We start from the raw sequence: 24,650 nt of genomic DNA, 5'->3' as shown, positions 1-24,650 counted from the left end.
TTAAAAAATTAGTCTTAAAAGGCTACTATTTTTGATGAATTTCATCGTATTTTTACTATTTTAGAAATGTATAAATGTACCAAAAATCATATATTGGTATGGACAATTTCTATTAATTAACTATTTTGAAACAAGCTGTGATGTGCATAGATATTACTGGGGCTTACGTTTTCTAGATACAGATGCTTTCGCCTAATAAGAAAGAAAATTCATTCAAAATAGTTTATTGACAAATATTACGCATGAAGGGGCGATTTCAAGAGCTGTGTTACGTAGCCTTAATGGTTTAGTAACCCAATGCATTCTCCCATATGATACGATTATTCTCGAAGTTATCAAGGAGGTAATTATTACATGAAGAAAACAGTAGCTACTATTGCAGCAGGTATAGTCCTGGCTGGAATTGGAACAACTCAGGTTAGTGCGGCAGAATACAAGGTGCAATCAGGAGACTCACTATGGAAAATTTCAAATGAAAATAACATCTCCATAGATCAATTGAAACGCGATAACAATTTAAGTTCAAATGTTATTTATCCAAATCAGAAATTAGAAGTTGCAACTGCCAAAACATCCACGACCCCTACAGGTACATATAAAATCGTACCGGGTGATACACTAAGTAAGATTGCTCAGAATTATAAAGTTACCGTTGGCCAATTAAAATCTTGGAATTCTCTATCATCTGATTTAATTATTGCGGGTGAAACTTTAAATATCGGTAGTACGCAATCAGAGGTTACAACTTCTGATTCAGAAGCGCCGAAGCAAGAAACTAAATCAGAAACACCAGTAGTTCAAGAAGAAACTACACAGAAACAAGAGGCAAAAACTAATACACCAAGTAAGCAAACGCAAAGTTCGAATAAAAGCTCATCTAAAAGTGTTGCAAAAACAGTAACAGTGACTGCAACAGCATACAGTAAAGCAGAGCCAGGAATGGGGCATGTGACAGCATCCGGTATTGATTTAAATGATAATCCAAGAGTTATCGCTGTCGATCCATCTGTTATTCCACTAGGATCTAGAGTCTATGTGGAAGGATACGGAGAAGCTATCGCTGCTGATACTGGTGGAGCAATCAAAGGTAATAAAATTGATGTACATTTAGATAGTGTACAAGCTTGTTATAATTGGGGCGTTAAAACTGTAAAAGTTCAAATCCTAAACTAATAAGACGTTAAAAAATTCGCGGTTGATATTATATCAATTGCGAATTTTTTATGTTGTTGTCTTAGTTACATAATGAAATGATGAGAGAATATATAATTTTAGCATAGGAAGAATCAGATATTTATGATAAACTTAGAGATATGAGAAATATAGGAGTGAACATATGAAAAGGACGGTTGAGATTCTAGGTATTCCATTTTATAATGTTTCTCAGAATGCTTTTGTAGATGAATTAATGGACGCTGCTGTGAATAAAAAGCGTAAGTTTATTGTGACAGCCAACCCTGAGATAGTGATGCATGCACAACAAGATTTGGAATTTAACCAAGTGATTCGGCAAGCGGATTACATTGTTGCAGATGGTATCGGAGTGGTTAAGGCCGCAAAGAGTATTGGGAAGCCGCTTAAGGGACGAGTAACAGGATATGATACAATGTTAGGACTTCTTGAAAAAGCAAATGAAATGAAGCTGAGAGTATATTTTATTGGTGCTAAACCAAATGTTATAGAAAAGTTAGTTGAACACGTTAATGTAAAGTATAGCAATATTGAAATTGTAGGGGCACGTGATGGTTATTTTGCTGCTTTTGAATCAGAAGCAATAGCGGAGGATATTTTAAGGAGTCAAGCGGATTTTGTATTTTTAGCTCTTGGATTTCCTCGGCAAGAAAAATGGATATCAGCCTACTTAGAAAAGTTTGAAAAGGGCGTATTTATGGGCGTTGGTGGTAGCTTTGATGTTCTTTCTGGGTGTACAAAACGTGCTCCTAGTTTTTGGGTGAAGTTTAATTTAGAATGGTTGTATCGTATCTTGTCACAACCGAGCCGCTGGAAACGTGCGTTGGCTATCCCTCGTTTTATGTTAGCGATGAAAAAGCAAAGAAGGCAAGGGTGATTTTATATGTTTATCAAGCATGCTACTCTATATCACCTTGTCATGCCTCTAAAAGAGCCTTTTAAGACTAGTTATGGCGTTATGAAGGATAAACACCTATGCATCATTAAAATCGTCTCAAACGACGGCTTAGAGGGCTATGGTGAACTTGATGCATTTTCTACTCCTTGGTACACGGAAGAAACGACTCATACAGCAAGTTTGATTATTAAAGATCACTTACTGCCTATGCTTAAGAATATAAATCTTACAAATCCCCACCAGGTTAGTGAAGTTTTTCAAGTTATCCGAGGAAATGAGATGGCGAAGGCTGCTGTTGAAACGGCTGTTTGGGATATTTTTTCAAGAATGGCGACGCAACCGTTGACAACTTACTTAGGCGGTAAACTAAGTGATATTTCTGTTGGCATTAGTATCGGTATCAAAGAAACACCGGATGAGCTAGTGCAAGTTGTATCGAGATATGTTAGTGAGGGGTATTCACGAGTAAAGCTTAAGATTAAGCCTGGCTTTGATGTGGAACATGTGGAACAAATCAGACGAAATTTTCCAGAATTATCATTAATGGTAGATGCTAATTCAGCATACGGTAAATCAGATATTGCTGCACTGAAAAAGTTGGATCAATATAACTTAGCCATGATAGAACAACCTTTTGGGGTGACAGATTTTGTGAATCACGCGTGGTTGCAAAAGCAAATGCAAACGCCTATTTGTCTAGATGAAAATATTCGTTCTTTAGCGGATGTAAAGCAAGCTGCGGAATTAAATAGCGCTAGAGCGATTAATGTCAAAATAGCACGTGTTGGCGGTCTAACTGAAGCCATCAAAATAGCTGCATTTTGCTATGGAAATGATATGATTGCTTGGTGCGGCGGTATGTTCGAAGCGGGCATTGGTCGTGCGCATAATATTGCATTAGCTTCTCGAACAGAATTTACTTTCCCAGGAGATATATCAGCTTCTAATCGTTATTTTGAAAGGGACATTATCAAAGAGGAATTTAGTATTAAAAATGGGAAAATAACGACTCCAGCGGGGTTGGGAATAGGTGTGGAAATAGACAAAGAAAGTCTAAATTTCTACTGTAAAAGACGAGAATATATCGTTTTAAACTGAAGGATGGAGCTGAAATTAATTTGCAAATATGGATTATGATTATTTGTTTTCTAATTGGAATTTTGATTATCCCGTTAGTTCGCAAATTTGCTTTTTATATCAATGCAGTTGATGAGCCTCGTGAACGGCATATTCATACAAAAATCACACCAACTTTGGGTGGACTTGCTATATTTTTGGCATTTACTGCAGGTATGTTACTGATAAATGTCGATAAAAGTGGTTTTTTACCAGTGTACATAGGTGCAGTGATTATTGTCGCAACTGGATTTATCGATGACATTATTGAATTATCACCTAGATGGAAACTTGTGGGGCAAATCAGTGCTGCACTTTGTGTGGTGTTGTGGGGGCAGATAACTATTGAATTTATCAATATCCCATTCATAGGTCCACTATACTTTGGCGCTTGGGCAATACCGATTACACTTATTTGGATTGTTGCGATTGTTAATGCGTTAAATCTTATTGATGGATTAGATGGTCTGGCTGGAGGAGTCTCAATCATTGCTTTACTAACGATTGCGGGGATGGCATTGTTGCTCCAAGACGTGTTTGTAGCGCCAGTGGCCTTTATGTTGATTGCTTGTATTCTTGCCTTTCTCGTTTATAATTTTCCACCAGCAACTATCTTTATGGGGGATACAGGCTCTTTGTTTTTGGGGTATATGATTGCAGTATTATCATTAATGGGCTTTAAAAATGTGACGTTTATCTCCATATTGGTGCCTTTAATTATTTTAGGTGTGCCGCTTTCTGATACTTTTTTTGCCATTATAAGAAGACTAAAAGCCCGAACTCCAATTTCGATGGCTGATAGATCGCATATTCATCATAGACTTATGGCTTTAGGTTTTTCACAGAGACAAACAGTATTACTGATTTATTGTATGGCTATTTTATTTTCAATAACAGGTTTCGTATTCTCCTTTTCAACGACATGGGGAGCCGTTATTTTATTATTATTATTGGCATTATGTATAGAAATAATTGTAGAGTTTATCGGTTTGATTGGAGAAAATTATCGCCCAATCTTAAATATACTATCAAAAGTAAGAAGAAAAAGACCATAATAAAAAGGCGCTAAGGCTAGAGAAATTTCTCTGATACTTAGCGCCTTTGACTATTTAATTATCTTCACTGTACGGCATTGCATTAGGAAATGGCTTATTAACACCTTGAAGCTGTCCAGCAAACTCATTGGCAACACTTTGCACAGAGTTTTCATCTAATTGGTAATAATAGACACCATCTTGTGGCGAATCGGATCCTGTTAGTGCGAGAGATTTCATGTCAATATCATTAGTCATACCATATTTAGCAATGGAAAGCATCTGTGAAAAAGTCATATTGGTCTTCATATTATCTCCAACGGCTTTAATAACATCTGAGTATTTGTTTATAGAACCAATAGAGGTTGATTTATCAATGATAGCTTTCATAACGAGTTGTTGCCGCTTGCCGCGTTCGATGTCATTATCGATATGGCGTGTTCTAGAAAGTGCTAATGCTTGTTCTCCATCGAGCTTTTGTTTTCCTTTTTTCAGTGTAATAGTTCCTGCTTGGTCTTTTGAGTTCTGCTCTGTGAAATCAACGGGAACATCGACTTCAACACCATCAAGCGCATCAACTATTTCTAGGAATGCATCGAAATTAAAACGAACATAGTAATCAACAGGAACTTGGAACAAATCTTCTACTGTTTTCATAGTTAGCTCAGGGCCACCGTATGCATGGGCAGCGTTTATTTTTGTGTACCTGTCAGTTTTACCGTCTTTACTTTCTATATGGACATAAGAATCACGCGGGATACTTGTCATCTCAAGCTTATTATCTTTTACGTTTAGTGTTGCTAAAATGAGTGCATCACTACGAGGGCTTCCGCCGTTATTTGCTTGTCGTTTTGTACTGTCATCTACGCCGATAATTAGAAAGGAAAAGCTGTCTTTAATTGGATCAACATCTTTATTGCGTAGCGATGAGGCCTCTCCACTACGTACATTATCATAGGAATTATCTACAGCAAGCTTTGCCGAACTGAACAAATATGTAGCATATCCAGCACACGCAAGTACGATTAGCATCAATGGAACCAGGACTGAAAAAAGTACCAATCGGCGGCGTTTATACTTCGCGCTTCTTGGAGCTGGGCTTTTGTTTATAGGCATGAATTATTTTCTCCTTATAATTAAATTTCTAGCTAAAACCCGAAGTAAATTATTTGCTTGTGCAATAGATGTAATTGTACCATGATAGGAAATTTGTTTTGTTACAGTATACTTACGTTTGGTTTAAAGTTATGATAAAGAACATTGCAAAAACAAAGGTGCTTTTTCTATTATACATAAGTGAGTGATAAAAGAACATTAAAATCATCAAAAATAGAGCAAAATAAGTCGTATGTAATGGCAATCCAGTTAAATTATTCCACGATAATATTGTTTTACATTTTTTAGCGATTTTGTATTCATATCCAATTCTGTTACCGTTTTATCGTAGTTGAATCCTAGCTTTTTTAAGAGTTTTATGGAAGCTTGGTTCTCTGGGTCTACTTTGGCTGTGAAGGCAAGGATGTGGCTTGTTGCTTCAATTATCTGCATAAATGCTTGGAGCACCTCGGACATAATACCCAATCCCCAATAGCTTTTTTTTAATTCATATCCAATTTCAGCAGTCATTGTGTCTTGGTACAACTCATTGATACCGAAAGAACCAATCAGTTCACCGTCGATTTTGTCGATAATAACAAACCTATTGGCTGTTTCTTCTTGAAGTATGGCCAAGATAATCTCACGCGCTTGATCTATTGTGCTAAATGTTTCAATATTCATGAAGCGCGTTACATCAGGGTCTGACCAAACGTGTAGCATTTGCGCCGCATCATTGCAATTCATCATCCTATTTTGTGTACGTGCCGTTTCGAATTCAGCGGGTATTCTTCGTAATATATCTACTAACATTTACCTCATATCCTTTTCACGATATTTTTTCCCAGTTTCAAGCATTTTAACTTGCCCATTCGTTAAGTTTGTAGCCCACTCTTGAAATAAATCAACATGACTGCTGTCAACATATACGTCAAGAACAACTTTATCGGTGAATGCAGTATCTGCAATTTGGTAGCCTTGTTTATCCAATGCATTTTCAAATTTTGCGTGGGATGAGTAATCAAGTGTGCATGAGATGATGACGGCAAGCGAGCGCTCGACAACGCCTAAAGTATTACACGTTTCGCTGACTGCATTGCTGTATGCACGTACAAGACCGCCAGCTCCCAGTTTGACACCACCGAAATATCTTGTTACAACAACAGCGACATCCTTCAATTGCTTTTTCTTCAAAACTTCAAGCATTGGAACACCAGCTGTACCGCTAGGCTCACCGTCATCATTTGCTTTTTGGTATTGATCACGCTCGCCAATCAGATAGGCAGAACAATTATGACTAGCATTCCAGTTTTTTTTCTTGATATTGAGAATAAATTCTTGCGCGGTTTTTTCGTCTGTAGCTCTAATAATAGAGCAAATAAACCTAGATTTTTCAATAATTATTTCATGTTGCCCAGCTACCTTAATTGTTAAATATTTTTCTAGCATATAGGCCTCCAATAGTTAATTTAATCGTCTTATTCCACATTCTAACGGAAAAAAGGAGACCTGTATAGTTAGAAAATGCATTTGGGTCGTATTTGAAAGATGAAGTGGTAGCAAATTCATGGTATAATGAATGTCGTTGTTACTTTTGATAGATAAAATTTCTATCGTCTAGGCATTTTTATGGGAGACTTGAAATATATCAAGTGATAATCTCTCTTTCATTATTTAGAAAATGCTTAGTAAATCCAAATAATTAAAGGACAATGCCTTCTAGAAAAGCATGAAATGATACAGAAAACGCTATAGGAATATAGTCGATAGATTAATGAGTAGCCTTTAGAGCTACTAAAGGGATAAAAATGGGAACGAATATAAAAATAAGAATTTTGAAGGAGGATTTCTCATTATGACTGTAAAAATCATGATTGTAGACGATCATCAATTATTTCGTGAAGGTATAAAACGTATACTGGAACTAGAAGATTCATTTGAAGTAGTTGCAGAAGCCGAAAATGGAAAAAATATTGTTGCTAAGGTGCGCGAATATCGACCTGACATCGTACTTATGGATATAAATATGCCCACTGTGAATGGTCTTGATGCTACAGAAATGCTAGTGAGACAATTTCCAAGTATAAAAGTAGTTGTTTTGACTATCCATGATACAGATGAATTTGTTACAGAAGCTCTGCGTGCAGGAGCAGTAGGTTATCTACTTAAAGAAATGGATGCTAAGGATCTTGTAGATGCTATTAAGACAGTAGAAGATGGTGGCGCATATATTCATCCGAAAGCTGCTATTAAATTAGTTCGTGAGTACCGTCATCTAGCTAGTACCAATAATGCGCAAGGTGCTTATGGTTACCAGCAGCCAGAAGTCAAGATGCCATTACATATTCTCACACACAGAGAATGTGAAGTTTTGCAACTTTTGACGGACGGGAAGAGTAATCGTGGTATTGGAGAAACACTTTTCATCAGTGAGAAAACTGTCAAGAATCATGTGAGTAGTATTTTACAAAAAATGAAAGTAAATGATCGTACGCAAGCTGTTGTGACCGCAATCAAAAATGGCTGGGTATTCATTAGATAAAATCGTTAAATTTGAGGTGACTTTATGGGGGAGAAAATTGCCATCGTGACTGACAGTACTGCTTATTTACCCCAAGCAGTAATCGATAAGTTTGAGATTTATAGCGTGGCGCTTTCTGTGACAATTGACGGAAAGTCTTATGTGGAGAACAAGGATATTGATGAAAGCAATTTTTACGGTATTGTGAAGGCGGCAAAATCTTTTCCGACAACTTCACAACCAGCGCCTGGTGACTTTGTTCTGCTATATGAAAAACTACGTGATAAGGGCTATGATACAGTAATTAGCATTCATTTGAGCAGTGGTATCAGTGGTACGTATCAAAATGCCGTATCTGCCGGAAAAATGGTGGAGGGTGTTCATGTTGTTGCCTACGATTCAGAAATAGCTTGTATGGCTATGGGAATGCTGGTAGAGAAAGCAGCAGAATTGGTCGCTACAAAAGCTGAACTAGGCGCGGTTTTGAGACAATTAGATGCCATGCGTGATGCTATGGGTGCCTATTTTATCGTGGATGACTTAAATCACCTTGCAAGAGGAGGTAGACTTTCCAATGCCCAAGCGATGATTGGAAGTGTCCTCCAAATTAAGCCAATCCTTCATTTCGAAGAGACAAAGATCGTTCTTTTTGAAAAAATTAGAACGCAGAAAAAAGCTTTCCGTAGAATTGAAGGTCTTTTAACAGAGGCTATAAAAAATGGTCAAGCACAGCAGGCGTATATTGTTCATGGCAACTGTTATGAAAAAGCAGAGACTTGGAGAGTTGAGTTAAAAAAGGCTCATCCTGATGTAGTTTTTCATATTAGTTATTTTGGACCAGTTATTGCAACGCATCTCGGTGAAGGCTCGTTAGCTCTCGTGTGGACAATAAAATAAATATTTTCAGCCTCCTAATTTAGGAGGTTTTTTTTAGTATAGCTTATGAGTAAGAAAAAATAAAAAGCATAAAAAAGTCCAAATCGGTCACAAAAAGTTTGAAAACCAGATAAAAAAGTAAATATTGCTATGATACATGCATCGATAAAGACATAATGGGGGCTGAGAATCTAAAATTAGCCATTGGCAATTCTTTTTTCTTTCGTGTATAAATGGATGTACGAGGTGAGGATGTTGCAAAGTAAAATAGAGGGACGGTTGTTTTTAAAAGAGGAAATTCTTGATACTACTGATATGCAACAAGTTAAAGCGATTCAAATCAATGACAGTAAGAAAATGTGTTTTAGATGTGGAAATAATCTAGAAGAGCTATTTTTTAAATCCCCTTGTAGTCAGTGTGATAGTGAAGAATGTTGGTACTGCAGGAATTGTATTATAATGGGGAAAATGACAGAATGCACTAATCTTTTCTTTTTACCGAGTGTGACTAGCGTTCCGCATCAGAAGAGTACTTACTTGGCTTGGAAAGGAGAGTTATCCCCAGGTCAAAGCGTGGCATCTGACAAAGTATATCAGGCTGTAACGGAGAGAGAAGACTTGCTTTTATGGGCTGTCGCAGGATCTGGAAAGACAGAAATGATGTTTGAAGGAATGAATGAAGTGCTAATTCATGGTGGGCGTTTATGCGTTGCGTCACCCAGAGTAGATGTCTGTTTGGAGCTATTTCCACGACTACAAGAAGTATTTCCAGATGTGGAGATGGTTTGTTTATATGGGGATTCAACAGATGTCTACAATGGCGAACGCTTTGTAGTAGCCACGACCCATCAGTTAGTGAGATTTTATGAAGCATTTGATGTTGTTTTCATAGATGAGGTGGATGCCTTTCCATATGCTAAAGATCCGTTTTTGGAGTACGCTGTTAAAAAGGCACAATTGCGTACGGGGTGTTCCATTTTTATCACAGCAACTCCAGATAGAAAATGGCAAAAAGAATGTGATAATGGCAAGCGTAATTTTGTCAAAGTTCCAGCAAGATACCATAGAAAATCGCTCCCTGTTCCTCAGAAAATATGGATAGGTAATTGGAAAAAAAGAATACAAAAACAAAAAATACCTAGCAAAATACTCCACTGGATGCGACAGAAGCTGGACGAGGGATGTCCTGTTCTATTATTTTTTCCAGAAATAAAAGTTATGTTAGAAGCAGCGGGCATTCTTGAACAACTAGATTTTGAGCCGCTTTTGACAGTACATTCTGCTGATCCAGAAAGGAAAGAAAAGGTACAGCAGATGCGCGACGGTACTATTAAATTATTACTAACAACGACAATTCTTGAACGAGGGGTAACCTTTACAAATGTACAGGTAGGAGTTTTTGGAAGTGAAGGAAGAATTTTCACAGAATCAGCACTTGTCCAAATATCTGGTCGCGCTGGACGGAAATTTGATTATCCTCGAGGAGACGTATTATTTTTTCATAACGGTGTATCTAAAAATATGGCGTTAGCGATTGCACAAATCAAAATGATGAATCAACTAGGAATTCGCCAGGGATTATTAGATGAAAAGTAAATGCTTGCTATGTAGAGCTGAATTGGTATCAGAAATTTCTTGGGGTAGTTTATTTATGCTAGAAAAGGAACGTGTGATTTGTGTTAGATGTGCATCTAAGTTGAGCCGAATTGAAGGTGTTGTCTGTGGTAAGTGTGGCAGGCAGATGGAAGGCTCCGATAAAGCAATAGTCTGTGAAGATTGCCAAAAATGGGCAGTAAAAGAGAGGCAAGGCTACTTACAAAAAAATATAGCTTGTTACGCGTATAATGAATTTGCTAAGGATTTAATGACACTTTATAAATATAGAGGAGATTATGCGATTGCCGCAGTCTTTGCAACTCCTTTAAAAAGAAAGTGGATGGAAATGGATAAAGATATGACGATACCGCTTCCAATTAGTTTAGAGCGAAGAAAAGAGCGGGGATTCAATCAAACGGAAGGGCTCCTTCACTTAGCTGATATTTCATTTGAGACGGAGCTGAGAAGGGAGCATACTGAGAAGCAATCTAAAAAAACACGTAAGGAAAGAATTGAGCAGGAACAATTCTTTTTTGTAGAAAATAAAATAGCTGTGCAATCCAAAGAAATAGTATTGATTGATGACATCTATACAACAGGGGCGACATTACATTTAGCGGCAGAAGCACTTATAAAAGCGGGTGCTAAAAGCGTATCGTCGCTCACTATTTTCCGTTAAAGCGAAATTTTCAATCATTTTAGGTTTGTATTTGAGGATTTGTGGAATGAATAGAGTAACAGCATCATACTTACAGACTATGTAAACGGTTGGAATATAGTAATTTTGCTCCGTGTAAATGTTTGCAAAATACTACATTATAACGTAGACTGTATCTAAGAAGTCATTCACTTCTTGTAAAGTATGATTTGTTTTATTTCAAAGGAGGAATTGCTATGTTAAAGTATAACATTCGTGGCGAAAACATTGAAGTAACGGAGCCAATTAGAGAGTATGTTGAAAAGAAAATCGACAAATTAGAGCGCTATTTCAGCGAGGCTCCAGATGCTAATGTCCATGTGAATCTTAAAGTTTATTCCGATAAAAATGCAAAGGTCGAAGTGACCATTCCTCTCAAAAATTTAGTGCTACGTGCTGAAGAAACGAGCGGGGATTTATATGCAAGTATTGATTTAATTGTAGACAAATTAGAGAGACAGATTCGTAAACATAAAACAAAAGTAAATCGTAAATTCCGTGATAAAGGTGCTGAGCATGATTACTTTGCTTTTTCTGAAGCAAACGGTAGCGCTGCATCAGATGAGTTTGAGAATGACAGTGAGCTAGACATTGTTCGTACAAAGGAATTTTCTTTGAAACCAATGGATAGTGAGGAAGCTGTACTCCAAATGAATTTATTAGGTCATAGTTTCTTTGTATACACAGATGCGGAGTCAGACGGGACAAACATCGTGTATCGTCGTAAAGATGGTAAATACGGTTTGATTGAAACCAATTAACTTAGATTGTCTTCTAAAAAGCCGGGATCCAAAACAAGGGGATCTCGGCTTTTGTTGTCAATACCCAATCAGAAATAAAAAAGTGAATGACGAAAAAATGAGCTTGAGAAGATATTTTTTATTTAAATAAAGCGCATAGCTTAGGCTTTTATACAGAATCAAGGGAAATGCGTCGAAATGTTCACAGGAAAACAGGTTGTAAAAGGCAGGCGAAAGATGATAGAATTGTCTAGTGTGCCTGTGATAAGGCAGTTGCGTCAGAAAATGGGAAGAACGCAACGATTTGAACTTCAGGGAAAGTATAGAAACAGTAGAGGAGAATAAGATCATGGCAGGTTTATTAAAAAAGATATTTGAATCTGGTAAAAAAGATGTCAAGTATCTAGAGAAGAAAGCAGATCAGATTGAGGCGCTAGCAGAAGAAACAGCAAAGCTTTCTGATGATGAGATACGTGAGAAAACAGAAGCGTTTAAAGAGCGATATCAGAATGGGGAAACACTGGATTCCCTTTTGGTTGAGGCTTTTGCTGTGGCGCGTGAAGGAGCAAAGCGTGCATTAGGCATGTTCCCGTTCCGTGTTCAATTAATGGGTGGTATTGTGCTACACGAAGGTAATATCGCAGAGATGAGAACCGGGGAAGGTAAAACTTTGACAGCAACGCTACCAGTTTATTTAAATGCGCTCTCAGGCAATGGTGTTCATGTTGTTACAGTCAATGAGTACTTGTCGCAACGTGATGCTGAAGAGATGGGAGTTCTATATAATTTCCTTGGTTTATCAGTTGGACTTAATCTGAATGTCCTTTCCAGCGAAGAAAAACGTGAAGCATATGCTGCGGATATTACGTATAGTACGAATAATGAATTAGGCTTTGACTACTTGCGTGATAACATGGTTGTTTATAAAGAGCAAATGGTTCAGCGCCCGCTTTCTTATGCTGTCATTGATGAGGTCGATTCTATCCTTGTCGATGAAGCAAGAACACCATTGATTATTTCTGGTCAAGCAGAGAAATCGACTATTCTATACGTTCGTGCTAATTCATTCGTTGAAACATTGACAGTGGAGAAAGACTACACGGTTGATATCAAGACGAAATCAGTGTATATGACCGAAGAAGGTATGACAAAAGGTGAGAAGTATTTCGACGTCGAGAATTTATTTGACATAGAAAGCTCCACTTTGCTACATCATATTGCACAAGCTTTGAAAGCTAACTATACAATGCATCTTGATGTTGACTATGTTGTGCAAGATGACGAAGTACTAATTGTAGACCAATTTACTGGTCGTATTATGAAAGGTCGTCGTTTCAGTGAAGGCTTGCACCAAGCGCTTGAAGCTAAAGAAGGCGTTACAATCCAAAATGAGTCACAAACAATGGCGACTATTACGTTCCAGAACTATTTCCGTATGTATAAGAAGTTATCTGGTATGACAGGTACGGCTAAAACGGAAGAAGAAGAATTCCGTGATATTTATAATATGCGTGTTATCGAAATTCCAACGAACAAGCCAATCATTCGTGATGACCGAGCCGATTTAATCTACACATCGATTGATGCGAAATTTAATGCCGTGGTAGAAGATATTGCAGAACGTTATGCGAATGGACAACCAGTACTAGTTGGTACAGTAGCAATCGAAACGTCTGAGGTTATCTCCCATAAATTAAAACGCAAAGGTGTACCACATAGTGTTTTGAATGCGAAACAACATGAAAAAGAAGCTGAAATTATCCAGTTTGCTGGGGAAAAAGGCTCTGTAACGATTGCAACGAATATGGCTGGTCGTGGTACGGATATTAAACTCGGTGAAGGTACAATTGAAGCTGGTGGTTTAGCTGTTATCGGTACAGAACGCCATGAATCAAGACGTATTGATAATCAGTTGCGTGGTCGTGCAGGTCGTCAAGGTGACCCAGGTGTGACACAATTCTATCTTTCGATGGAAGATGAATTGATGAAACGTTTCGGTTCAGATAACATGAAATCAATGATGGAACGATTTGGAATGGACGACGAAGCTATTCAAAGTAAAATGGTTAGTCGTGCTGTTGAATCTGCTCAAAAACGTGTCGAAGGAAATAACTTTGATTCACGTAAACAAGTACTGCAATACGATGATGTTCTACGTCAGCAACGTGAAGTTATTTATAAACAGCGTTATGCAGTTATTACCGCTGAGAATAATTTACGCTCTGTTATCGAACCAATGATTCAAAACGTCGTGAATTTTGTGGTTCAATCCAATGCACCAAGACAAGAAGATCGCGAAGAATGGAATTTACAAGGAATTATCGATTTCGTGGAAGCTAACTTGCTACAGGAAGACGTAATCAGTGTAGATGACATTAAAAATATGGAAACTAGCGATATTCAAAAATTCATTTTAGAAAAAGTGAATGAAGCTTATAATGAAAAAGAAACATTGCTTCCAGAAGAAGAATTTAATGAGTTCCAAAAAGTAGTATTGCTGCGTGTAGTGGATACGAAATGGGTAGATCATATTGATGCAATGGATCATTTACGTGATGGTATTCATTTACGTGCGTATGGTCAAATTGATCCGTTACGTGAATATCAATCTGAAGGCTTCGAAATGTTTGAAGCGATGATTAATTCTATCGATGAAGAAGTAGCACGTTACATTATGAAAGCTGAAATTCGTCAAAATCTTGAACGTGAACAAGTGGCTAAGGGTGATGCTATTGACCCGAATGAAGGCAAACCACTTGCTAAGAAACAACCTGTCCACAAAGATCAACACATTGGGCGTAATGATCCGTGTCCTTGTGGAAGTGGCGAAAAGTATAAGAATTGTCACGGAAAAGAGAAATAGTAAGGAGCAAAAACCAGGAAAATTCCTGGTTTTTTGTTTGGAATCGCTATACTAATCGCAGTTTCCGGTCAAGTATGCTATATTATTAAAGGTGCATTATTTTATGCATGAAAATTGAAAAAGAGGTGTTGAGAATGGAATTAGCTGAAATTCGCAATGAACTAGAAAAGACAACCCAACAAATCAAAGACTTTAGGGGGTCTCTTTGACTTAGATAGCATAGAAGTTCGAATTGCTGAGTTAGAGGATCAAATGTTGGATCCAGAATTTTGGAATGACCAACAAGCGGCGCAGAAAGTCATCAATGAGGCGAATGGTTACAAAGAGACGTACAATGCGTTTCATGAGTTGGAGGAAGAGCAAGAAAACCTAGAACTTAGCTTGGAACTGTTACGTGAAGAGGCAGATGAAGAGCTGCAAACAGAATTAGAAACAGAATTAGAGAAATTTGTGGCAAAGTTAACCGATTTCGAATTGAAATTAATGTTAAGCGAGCCTTACGATAAAAATAACGCGATTTTAGAACTGCACCCAGGAGCTGGTGGAACGGAGTCACAAGATTGGGGATCGATGTTACTGCGCATGTACCAACGCTGGGCTGATAAGAAGGATTTCAAAGTCGAGATGTTGGATTACCAAGCAGGGGATGAAGCGGGAATCAAAAGTGTCACATTGCTCATTAAAGGACATAACGCATATGGCTACTTAAAAGCGGAAAAAGGCGTTCACCGTCTCGTCCGTATTTCACCATTTGATTCTTCAGGACGTCGCCACACATCTTTCGTATCATGTGATGTAATGCCAGAAATGGATGATGATATTGAAATCGAAGTTCGCCCAGAGGATTTAAAAATTGATACGTATCGCGCAACCGGTGCAGGTGGTCAGCATATTAACACGACCGATTCAGCCGTTCGAATGACACATATCCCATCTGGAATTGTTGTCACATGCCAATCCGAGCGTTCGCAGTTGAAAAATCGTGATCAAGCAATGAAAATGTTAAAAGCGAAATTGTATCAAAAAGAGCAAGAGGAGAAAGAGAAAGAGCTTGCTGAACTTCGCGGGGAACAAAAGGAAATAGGCTGGGGAAGCCAAATACGATCTTACGTATTCCATCCATATTCGATGGTGAAAGACCACCGTACAAGCGTTGAAACAGGAAATACACAAGCGGTGATGGATGGCGATATTGATGAATTTATCAATGGTTATCTGCGCTCGCGGATCGATTAAGGTGAAGAGATGAAAGAGATGAAACAAGTCAAACGGCGTAAACTGACGCCTAAATTAGCGAAGGCGATGGAGTATGTCAATGTTATTTTAGGCGCGTTCATTATTGCTGTAGCATTTAATGTATTACTACTTCCAAATCATGTTGCTTCTGGTGGTGTGAGCGGGATTAGTACGATTATTAACTATTTAACAGGATGGACGCCTGCTTATATTCAATGGGCTTTTAACATCCCGCTATTCTTTGCAGGGGTATTTTTCTTAGGCTATCAGTTTGGTATTAAAACCTTTGTTGGCACGATGATTATGCCACTATTCGTTTATTTGACATCGGATTGGGCGGTTTGGACGCATGAACCACTTGTTGCTGCATTATTTGGTGGTGTGCTAGTTGGGATGGGTCTGGGTATTGTTTTCAGGGGTAAAGCATCGACTGGCGGTACGGATGTTATCGCCCAAATTTTACACAAATTCACGAATCTTTCGCTGGGCATTTGTGTGGCGCTGATTGACGGATTTGTCGTTATTGCGGCTATGTTTGTTTTTGATATCGAGTCGGGGTTATACGCGCTTATCGGCTTGTTCGCTACGAGTAAAACGATTGACCTTGTTCAAGTCGGGCTCAATCAATCGAAAACCGTGCTTATTATTTCTGAAAAACAAGATGAGATACGTCACGCCATCCTTTACAAAATTGATCGAGGCATTACACGCCTATCGGCAAAAGGTGGTTACACAGAAGATGATAGACAGATTTTGTTGTGTGTCATTGCTCAGTCAGAATTTTCAAGGCTAAAAGGGGTTATAAAAGAGATCGATCCAAACGCATTTGTGGTTGTTATGAGCGCAAGTGAGGTTATGGGAGAGGGCTTCAATCTATAGTTAGACCATAAAATAGAGCAGCATTGACCGATTATGTTAATGTTGCTTTTTTGTAATACAGTTTTTAAAATAGAGTATGCTTTGTATAACAGTTGTGTAACAAGAAGTTAATTCAGAGTACCTAGGAAGGAATTTGGGTGACGGAAGTGGTCTATTCCAATTGATTTCACTGTAACTATTTTTAATATCCCTGTAATGTTAATTCACTGGAAAACGCGGTACAATAGGAGAGTAGTAAAACAGTGCGGAAATTCGGGCACGTTTTTTTATGGTCTTTTACAGAAAGAGAATGACGTAAGATTTTTAACGATTAAAATGAAATGTAAATAAGTATGTTGCGAATAAAATAAAACTTGTCATTGGTTGAAATATAACTGTAACCTAATTAACCTGAACCTGAAAGATTGAAGTGTTATAATTGTACTATGCGTTGTGACTTCAAGTGCTTCAGCAAAAATGGTGAGTCTTGCTTGAGACTTCATTGTACAATTCGGGTTATCTTACACGTTATATCATTCGAACTTGATTTAAGAAAGGCATAGTTAGGTGATAAAATGATTATTATGGAAGATGTCTACAAGAAGTATCCCAATGGTATTACAGCCGCGAATGGATTGAACATTCGGATTGACCAGGGAGAATTCGTTTATGTCGTAGGGCCGAGTGGTGCTGGTAAATCGACTTTTATCAAGATGATATACCGCGAAGAGCGAGCGACAAAAGGAACGATTAATGTTGGTAAATTTGATTTACTCAATATGAAGAATCGCGAAGTACCATTTTTAAGAAGACATGTCGGTGTTGTTTTTCAGGATTTTAAATTGCTTCCAAGCAAAACCGTTTATGAAAACATTGCTTATGCGATGGAAGTAGTAGAAGAAGATCCGAAAGTCATCAAAGACCGTGTCATGGAAGTGCTTGACCTAGTTAATTTGAAACATAAAGTCAGAATGCTACCAGATGAGTTGTCTGGCGGTGAGCAACAACGGATTTCGATTGCTCGCTCGATTGCAAATATGCCACAGGTTTTAATTGCAGATGAACCAACTGGGAACCTCGATCCTGATACTTCATGGGAAATCATGAATATCCTTGAAGAAATAAGTAATCGCGGAACGACAATCGTGATGGCGACACACAATAAAGAGATTGTTAATACTCTGAAGCACCGTGTAATCGCTATTGAAAACGGCAGAATCGTTCGGGATGAACAGCAAGGAGATTATGGCTATGAAATTTAGAACAGTAGGTAGACATTTTAAAGAGAGCTTTAAGAGTCTCTATCGTAACGGTTGGATGACATTCGCTGCAGCTAGTGCGGTAACAGTAACTTTGATTTTAGTCAGTGTGTTCTTCGCAATTATGATGAACATGAACAAGTTAGCAGATGATGTGGAGAATGACGTTGAAATTAACGTGCATATCCAACTTACTGCGACAAAAGATCAACAGGATGAATTAAAAGCCAATATCGAAGAGCTTAGCGGCGTCGATAGTGTCACATTTTCTTCCAAAGATGAGCAAATGGAGAAGTTAGTCTCTACATATGGTAAGGATTTCGAGTTGTTCCAACAAGATAATCCACTTTACGATGTGTTCATTGTTCAAGCGAAGGAGCCGAGTGAAACGGCCAAAGTTGCATCCGAGATTCAGGAAATGAAATATGTCGCAAAAGTGAACTATGGTGAAAAAACAGTAGATAAATTGTTTAATGTCTTGAAATGGGGACGATATGCTGGTATCATATTAAGTGCTGGTCTTTTATTAACAGCCATGTTCCTAATCTCCAATACGATTAAGATTGCGATTTACTCGCGTCGAACCGAGATTGAGATTATGAAGTTGGTAGGGGCGACAAACTGGTTTATCCGGTGGCCGTTCGTGTTAGAAGGCGCTTGGCTAGGTCTGTTAGGATCTATTGTGCCAGTGATACTAACATTTGTAGGTTACATTAACACTTACAATCTTATCAACCCAAGACTTGGAGAAGGCACTAACCTTTCCTTATTAGCACCAAGCCCATTCATGTATGAAATATCAGGGCTAATCATTGCTATTGGAGTATTGATTGGTATATGGGGAAGCGCAATATCCATCCGTAGATTCTTGAAAGTTTAACAATTAAATGCGTATCAGAGGAATGAACGCATTCTAAAAAATAAAAAAAATTCTATGAAAGAAAAGCCTAGGGAGCTTTTTAGGAGGTAAAATCTTTGAAAAAAAATACTTTAATCGCTGCGTCAATGGCAGCTGTAATCAGTTTATCACCGGTTTTTACAACAAATGTATTTGCGGACGTTAACACAGATATCCAACAGAAGGACGCAAAACTAAACGACCTTAAATCTAAGAAAGCTGATTTACAAGCTGATCTATCATCTTTAGTAACGAAATTAGAATCAGCGCAAGCGAAATCGAAAGAACTACAAGCGAGCTTCAACAAATCAGCAGAAGATTTAAAGAAATTAAATGCTGATATTGCAGCTATTAACTCACGCATTAAAGAACGTGAAGCAGTGCTTAAAGAGCGTGCTCGTTCTATGCAAGTAAACTCAAACTCAAACGTTTATCTTGACGTTGTTCTAAGTGCAGACAACTTTGGCGATTTAGTGGATCGTGTATCTGCAGTAAACACAATTGTTGATTCTGATAAAGCTATTCTTGATGAGCAACAAAAAGACGAAGATGCTTTGAAATCAAAATCTGCATCTGTTAAAAAAGAACAAGAAAAACAACAAAAAGCAATTGCAAGTTATGAAGAACAACAAAATAAAATCGAAGCCCAAAAAGCTGAGAAAGAAGCTGTTGTAGCACAATTGGCAGCACAACAAGCAACTACACAACAAGAAAAATCTACTTTAATCGCGCAACGTGACAGAGAAGCAGCAGCAGCAGCAGCTCGTGCAGCAGCAGCGAAAGAAGCAACAACTGTTCAACCAGTTGCAGCTACTACAGAAAAGAAAGCTGAATCATCATCAGATGCAAGTTCAAGTTCTTCAAATGAATCTTCATCTGTAGCATCTTCTTCTAATGATGCGTCTAATGATAGCAGTTCTAAATCTGAAAGCACTACGGCGAAAAAATCATCATCATCAAATACTTCTAGCTCAACAAATAATAATATTGCAGCACCAACAGGTTCTGGTTATGATGCAATGATTTCAGCAGCTTACGCGCAACTAGGTAAACCATATTCACTAGGAGCAACTGGACCAGGTTCATTTGACTGTTCTGGATTCACTTCTTATGCATTCCGTTCAGCTGGAATCTCCCTTCCAAGAACGTCAGGTGCTCAATATGCAGCATCGACTAAAATTAGTTCAAGCCAAGCAAAACCAGGCGATTTAGTATTCTTCAGCTATGGTAGTGGGATTGCTCACGTGGGTATCTACATTGGTGGAGGCAAAATGATTAACGCGCAAAATGACGGCGTTAAAATTGATAGCCTTTCAAGCAGTTTCTGGGCTCAATCTCTTGTAGGTTTTGGTCGCGTAGCTAACTTTTAATTCTAAAATATAACAAGTGTTTTTGAAAATAGAAAAGTACCTTTGTATGATTATTTACGAGGGTACTTTTTTTCTACCTCAACAAATGGAAAAAATAGTAATATATGAATCTGATCTAGGAGGAAACAATAGATGGCATATAAGAAATTACTCGTAAACAGTCTTGCAATAACTGTAGCAGTTGGTCTTTTTAGTACAGTGCCGACCAATGTCAAGGCTGCTGATTTAAATGAACTCCAGAAACAACAACAAGCAATCCAGCAACAGCGATCTGCGGTAGATAATCATATTGACGAGAAGAATCATGAAGTATCGATTCTTGAAAGAAAGCAACAAACAACAGCTGCTGAACTAGAGAGCTTAGTGAAAAGCATTACGGAAACGAATAAAAAATTGCAAAAGCAGCAGCAAGAAGTAGCTGTAACGAATGCGGAAGTAAGTAAGCTGAAAAATGAAATCATCGTGCTACAAAAAAGCATTGATGATCGCCTTAATTTATTGAAAGATCGTGCACGTGCTATTCAAGTGAATGGAAACGGTCAAGAGTATATGAATGTTATTTTAGCATCTGATAATTTCAGCGATTTTATTGATCGCGCAACGATGGTATCGACGCTTGTCAACGCGGATAAAGATATTATGAATGATCAGAAAAAGGATGAGGACGCGCTAAATGGAAAGCAAAAGCAAACAGAGAAGAAATTGGCGGGTTTGAAGAAGCTATCCACTGAAATCGCGCTTTCTAAAAACAACTTAGAGAGCCAAAAAAGTCAAAAAGATGAACTGATCTTAGCCATTGCTGCTGAAAAAGATCTAACACAGCAACAAAAGAATGATTTGTTGGCTCAACAAGGTGAATTAGCAGCGAATGAACAAGCAATTGCTGGGAATATTCAAGCAGAGAAAAATCGCCAAGCACAGCAACAATTGGCTGCAGCGCGTAAAGCAAGTGAAGAACGGGCAGCAAGAGAAGCCAGAGAAGCAGCTGCACAAGCTAGATCGAAAGTTGTTACGAGGACAGAAACAGCGGCTGCTACAACACAAGAAGAAGCGCCACCAGTTTCCATTCCATCAATTAGTGCTGGTTCTCAAACTGGCATGTTCATTAAACCAGCAGCAGGAATCTTAACATCTGGATTTAGCGATAGAACAAATCCAGTAACTGGCCAACATGAATCCCATAAAGGGCAAGATATTGCTGCGGGCGGTAGTGTACCGATTTATGCAGCTGCTGGCGGAACGGTTGTTTTCTCTGGATTCGGTGCTCCTGGTAGCGGTTATGGCGGCTACGGGTATGTTGTTGAAGTGGATCATGGTAATGGCTATCAAACATTGTACGGTCATATGAGAGCGGGAAGCTTGCAAGTCGTTGCAGGACAAAGCGTTTCTCAAGGGCAAGGCATCGGCATGATGGGCTCGACTGGTCAATCAACGGGGCAACATCTTCACTTTGAGATTCATAAAAATGGTGTTCCTATAGATCCAACTCCTTATATCTAATATCAAACTCGGCTAACCGCTATTGGTAGCCGAGTTTTTGTATGATACTAAGGCAATACTTAACTCTGAATTTATGATATGATAAAAAGGTAGCATTATTATTGGGAGGTACATTATGGGGATTATCGCGGGAATACTGATTGTTTTGCTAGTAATCAATCTATTTTTTGCAGCTGTGATGGTGTTTTTAGAAAGACGCGACACATCGGCAACATGGGCTTGGTTACTTGTCCTGACTTTCATACCTGTTCTTGGATTTATTATATATTTAATATTCGGCCGAAAGCTCTCACATCGCAAAATTTTTGACTGGAAGGGACAGGAGAAAATTGGATTGCGAGAGTCAACGGATAATCAGATTAGCATGATTAGGCAGCAAGAATTTCCTTTTAGCGATCGAAATGTAGCGAAACATCGGGATTTAATATATTTATTATTGGTGAACGATGGCGCGATTTTGACGCAGGATAATGAAGTGACGATTTTCACAGATGGGCATGAGAAGTTTGATGCGTTGATGCGAGATATCGAGATGGCGACGGATCATATTCATTTGATTTATTACATTATTCATTCGGATATGCTGGGGAATCGTTTGCAGAAAGCGTTGATTAAAAAGGCGGAGGAAGGGCTTGACGTCCGTGTGATTTATGATGCGATGGGATGCCGGACGACGAAAAAAGCTTTTTGGACTAAACTGAAGCAGAATGGTGTCAAAGTATGGCCGTTTTTCCCTTCGAAATTACCGTTGATAAATTTCCGACTGAACTATCGAAATCATCGTAAACTGGCGATTATCGATGGAGAAATTGGCTATATTGGGGGATTCAACGTTGGCGATGAGTATTTAGGGCTTGATGCTAGTTTTGGATATTGGCGTGATACGCATCTGCGTGTTCGTGGAAAAGCTGTTTTTGCGATGCAGACGCGCTATATTATGGACTGGAACTCTGCATCATCCGCGAGTCAGAAGTTGGATTACCAAAAGCGCTATTTTCCAAGTTTTCATGGTAAAGGGCAGACGAGTATGCAGATTGTGTCGAGTGGTCCTGATACGGAATGGCAACAAATCAAGAATGGTTATATCAAAATGATAAATTCGGCGAAGAAATCGATTTATTTGCAGTCTCCGTACATTATTCCTGATGTGAGTTTGCTAGAGGCGCTTAAAATTGCGTCGCTGGCGGGTGTGGATGTGCGTTTGATGATTCCAAATAAGCCGGATCATGCCTTTGTTTACCGCGCCACGACGAGTTATTGTGGGGAATTGATTGAGAGTGGTGCCAAAGTTTATATTTATGATAATGGCTTTATTCATGCAAAAACGCTCGTTGTAGACGGGGAAATTGCCTCAGTTGGAACGGCTAATATGGATTTTCGCAGTTTTAGACTAAATTTTGAAGTGAATGCGTTTATGTATGAGAAGAAGATTGCGCAAAAGTTGGAAGATATTTTTCTGCAAGATATTTTAAAATCATATCAGTTGACGGAAGAGCTGTATGCAGAGCGATCGTTTTGGATAAAAGTGAAAGAGGCGGTGTCGCGGCTACTTTCTCCGATACTATAAGAGGTGGATAAGATGGAGACAATAATAGTAGAAGTTGTAAAAGGACTTGGCAGTATTTTGGTGCAACCGGCATTATATGTGTCGATATTGATAGCGATTATTGCTGGGTTTAATCGGATAAAATGGGAACGGAAATCTTTTCATGTGCGGATACATTCACCTTGGCAGGAACTAAAAGGATTCTTCGGATTAGGGATAGTTTTTGGTGTGGCACTCTCGATTATCATGGTGTTTGTAGGCTTTACGTTGACGATTGGATGGATAGTGATATTCAATGTTGTCCTCATTGTGTTGCTATTAGTTGGGCTATTTCGGATGGCTTCGACTGCCTATACGATTGGCATTGCTAGTCTTGTTTATTATGCGGCCTATTATTTTGATTGGCAGTTGGCGCCGTTTGAGGATTGGATGTTGCCGATTCGTGATTTGTATATTGATAATTTCATGATTGTCATCGTGTTTGTATTGGCATTATTACTTGCGGTAGAGGCATTCTTGATTCAATTCTCAGGGGCAAATCAAGCTTCACCAATGCTTCGAAAAAGTGGCCGTGGAAAATGGATTGGCGCATTTCAGTTACGCCGTTTATGGTTGTTACCACTCGTTTGTTTTATTCCAGGACACGGTTTTGCAGCGTTGTTTGATTGGTGGCCGATTTTTCAAATTGGGAACCAGACGTTTTCCATTATGGTATTGCCAATTGTGATCGGGTTCCAGCAACAAGTGCAGTCCCAGCTACCGGCACAAGCCACGCATAAAATTGCGGTTCGAGTGACAAGTTTATCAATTTTGATTGCGCTACTTGGCGTTGTGAGTATTGTGATACCAATTCTGAGTTTGCTCGCATTTATCGTGGCAATCGCGGGCCGTTTCTGGATTTCCTACCGCCATCGTAACGAGGAACGGGATGCCGCGTTTAAGTTTACACCACAAACGGACGGTATTATAGTCTTAGGCGCCCGAAAAAATACGCCAGCTAGCCGAATGGAAATTTTAGCAGGAGAAGTAATAATGGAGGTAAATGGCATACCAGTGATGGACCGCGAAGATTTGTATGAGGCGCTAAACGAAAACCGAGCCTACTGTAAACTAAAAGTACGCGACAACAACGGCGAACCACGAATCGTCCAAACTGCTATCCATGAAGAAGACTCCTTCGAATTAGGCCTATTCATGGTAGAATCCAAATAAAGACGTGATGAACTGTGATGACGAGTAGCCAAAAACCGCGACTCAGGGCTGCGAGAACTGCCCAGGTTCTAGGAAAAAGCGAGTACCGACGCGGAATGTACGACTGTACACGAGCATCGGAACGGAACTTTTAACGACGGAGAT

Annotated in this window: 20 protein-coding genes and 1 pseudogene; 18 read left to right on the top strand and 3 right to left on the bottom strand. The window is 38.7% G+C overall.

Annotated elements, in window-relative coordinates; genetic code table 11:
* Positions 1-354: 354 nt before the first annotated feature.
* The 4 genes and pseudogenes from HCJ66_RS06100 (at position 355) to HCJ66_RS06085 (ending at position 4,260) form a co-directional block, all read left to right on the top strand.
* Positions 355-1,173 carry a LysM peptidoglycan-binding and 3D domain-containing protein gene (locus HCJ66_RS06100; RefSeq protein ID WP_187132324.1) on the top strand — a complete coding sequence of 273 codons (819 nt, stop codon included), beginning with the start codon at positions 355-357 and terminating at the stop codon, positions 1,171-1,173.
* 163 nt (positions 1,174-1,336) lie between these two features.
* Positions 1,337-2,068, top strand: coding sequence for a WecB/TagA/CpsF family glycosyltransferase (locus tag HCJ66_RS06095; protein WP_187132323.1), 732 nt, complete (start codon positions 1,337-1,339; stop codon positions 2,066-2,068).
* 6 nt (positions 2,069-2,074) lie between these two features.
* Positions 2,075-3,200, top strand: a pseudogene (gene menC, locus HCJ66_RS06090) (o-succinylbenzoate synthase).
* Between the two features lie 22 nt (positions 3,201-3,222).
* On the top strand, positions 3,223-4,260 hold the full coding sequence (locus HCJ66_RS06085; protein WP_425489623.1) for a glycosyltransferase family 4 protein: 1,038 nt from the start codon (positions 3,223-3,225) through the stop codon (positions 4,258-4,260).
* Positions 4,261-4,314: 54 nt separating this feature from the next.
* On the opposite strand, the gene HCJ66_RS06080 is transcribed toward HCJ66_RS06085, so the two are convergent.
* From HCJ66_RS06080 to HCJ66_RS06070, 3 genes are all read right to left on the bottom strand, one after another.
* Positions 4,315-5,355 (bottom strand): LCP family protein, encoded by a 1,041-nt coding sequence (locus HCJ66_RS06080; protein ID WP_187132320.1) that lies wholly within the window; start codon positions 5,353-5,355, stop codon positions 4,315-4,317.
* A 249-nt stretch (positions 5,356-5,604) separates the two neighbouring features.
* A complete protein-coding gene (locus HCJ66_RS06075) occupies positions 5,605-6,147 on the bottom strand; it encodes a GNAT family N-acetyltransferase (RefSeq protein WP_187132319.1) in 543 nt (180 codons plus the stop codon).
* The gene (locus HCJ66_RS06070) at positions 6,148-6,783 is read right to left on the bottom strand and encodes a YigZ family protein (protein WP_187132318.1); all 636 of its coding nucleotides are present in this window, start codon (positions 6,781-6,783) and stop codon (positions 6,148-6,150) included. It lies immediately after the preceding gene.
* Between the two features lie 406 nt (positions 6,784-7,189).
* Here HCJ66_RS06070 and HCJ66_RS06065 point away from each other — a divergent pair, with 406 nt between their 5' ends.
* The 14 genes from HCJ66_RS06065 (at position 7,190) to HCJ66_RS06000 (ending at position 24,506) form a co-directional block, all read left to right on the top strand.
* Complete coding sequence (locus HCJ66_RS06065) at positions 7,190-7,876, top strand: response regulator transcription factor (protein ID WP_036087343.1); 687 nt, start codon at positions 7,190-7,192, stop codon at positions 7,874-7,876.
* Between the two features lie 24 nt (positions 7,877-7,900).
* Positions 7,901-8,752: a DegV family protein gene (locus HCJ66_RS06060; RefSeq protein WP_187132317.1), complete on the top strand. Its 852-nt coding sequence runs from the start codon at positions 7,901-7,903 to the stop codon at positions 8,750-8,752.
* 231 nt (positions 8,753-8,983) lie between these two features.
* The gene (locus tag HCJ66_RS06055; RefSeq protein ID WP_187132316.1) at positions 8,984-10,327 is read left to right on the top strand and encodes an ATP-dependent helicase ComFA; all 1,344 of its coding nucleotides are present in this window, start codon (positions 8,984-8,986) and stop codon (positions 10,325-10,327) included.
* Between the two features lie 55 nt (positions 10,328-10,382).
* A complete protein-coding gene (locus HCJ66_RS06050) occupies positions 10,383-11,006 on the top strand; it encodes a ComF family protein (RefSeq protein WP_187132315.1) in 624 nt (207 codons plus the stop codon).
* 215 nt (positions 11,007-11,221) lie between these two features.
* On the top strand, positions 11,222-11,785 hold the full coding sequence (gene hpf / locus HCJ66_RS06045) for a ribosome hibernation-promoting factor, HPF/YfiA family (RefSeq protein WP_187132314.1): 564 nt from the start codon (positions 11,222-11,224) through the stop codon (positions 11,783-11,785).
* Between the two features lie 328 nt (positions 11,786-12,113).
* Positions 12,114-14,627 (top strand): preprotein translocase subunit SecA, encoded by a 2,514-nt coding sequence (gene secA, locus HCJ66_RS06040; RefSeq protein WP_187132313.1) that lies wholly within the window; start codon positions 12,114-12,116, stop codon positions 14,625-14,627.
* 134 nt (positions 14,628-14,761) lie between these two features.
* Positions 14,762-15,863, top strand: a protein-coding gene (gene prfB, locus HCJ66_RS06035) for a peptide chain release factor 2 (protein WP_187132312.1) whose coding sequence is annotated in 2 segments (ribosomal slippage) — positions 14,762-14,833 and positions 14,835-15,863 — 1,101 coding nt in all. Because the reading frame shifts where the segments join, the coding sequence is not laid out codon by codon here.
* A gap of 18 nt (positions 15,864-15,881) precedes the next feature.
* The gene (locus HCJ66_RS06030; RefSeq protein ID WP_187132311.1) at positions 15,882-16,742 is read left to right on the top strand and encodes a YitT family protein; all 861 of its coding nucleotides are present in this window, start codon (positions 15,882-15,884) and stop codon (positions 16,740-16,742) included.
* 554 nt (positions 16,743-17,296) lie between these two features.
* Positions 17,297-17,983 (top strand): cell division ATP-binding protein FtsE, encoded by a 687-nt coding sequence (ftsE, locus tag HCJ66_RS06025; protein WP_181677414.1) that lies wholly within the window; start codon positions 17,297-17,299, stop codon positions 17,981-17,983.
* Complete coding sequence (gene ftsX, locus HCJ66_RS06020) at positions 17,973-18,860, top strand: permease-like cell division protein FtsX (protein ID WP_187132310.1); 888 nt, start codon at positions 17,973-17,975, stop codon at positions 18,858-18,860. The genes ftsE and ftsX overlap by 11 nt, the downstream gene beginning before the upstream one ends.
* A gap of 95 nt (positions 18,861-18,955) precedes the next feature.
* The gene (locus HCJ66_RS06015) at positions 18,956-20,248 is read left to right on the top strand and encodes a C40 family peptidase (protein WP_187132309.1); all 1,293 of its coding nucleotides are present in this window, start codon (positions 18,956-18,958) and stop codon (positions 20,246-20,248) included.
* A gap of 132 nt (positions 20,249-20,380) precedes the next feature.
* Entirely contained in the window at positions 20,381-21,748 is a 1,368-nt protein-coding gene (locus HCJ66_RS16315) for a murein hydrolase activator EnvC family protein (RefSeq protein WP_187132308.1), read from the top strand.
* A gap of 115 nt (positions 21,749-21,863) precedes the next feature.
* Entirely contained in the window at positions 21,864-23,315 is a 1,452-nt protein-coding gene (cls, locus tag HCJ66_RS06005) for a cardiolipin synthase (RefSeq protein WP_187132307.1), read from the top strand.
* A 12-nt stretch (positions 23,316-23,327) separates the two neighbouring features.
* On the top strand, positions 23,328-24,506 hold the full coding sequence (locus HCJ66_RS06000; RefSeq protein WP_187132306.1) for a PDZ domain-containing protein: 1,179 nt from the start codon (positions 23,328-23,330) through the stop codon (positions 24,504-24,506).
* Positions 24,507-24,650: the final 144 nt, after the last annotated feature.

The organism is Paenilisteria portnoyi, assembly GCF_014322795.1.
GTDB classification, from domain to species: Bacteria; Bacillota; Bacilli; order Lactobacillales; family Listeriaceae; genus Listeria_A; species Listeria_A portnoyi.
This window is presented reverse-complemented; position numbering and strand designations above follow the sequence as displayed.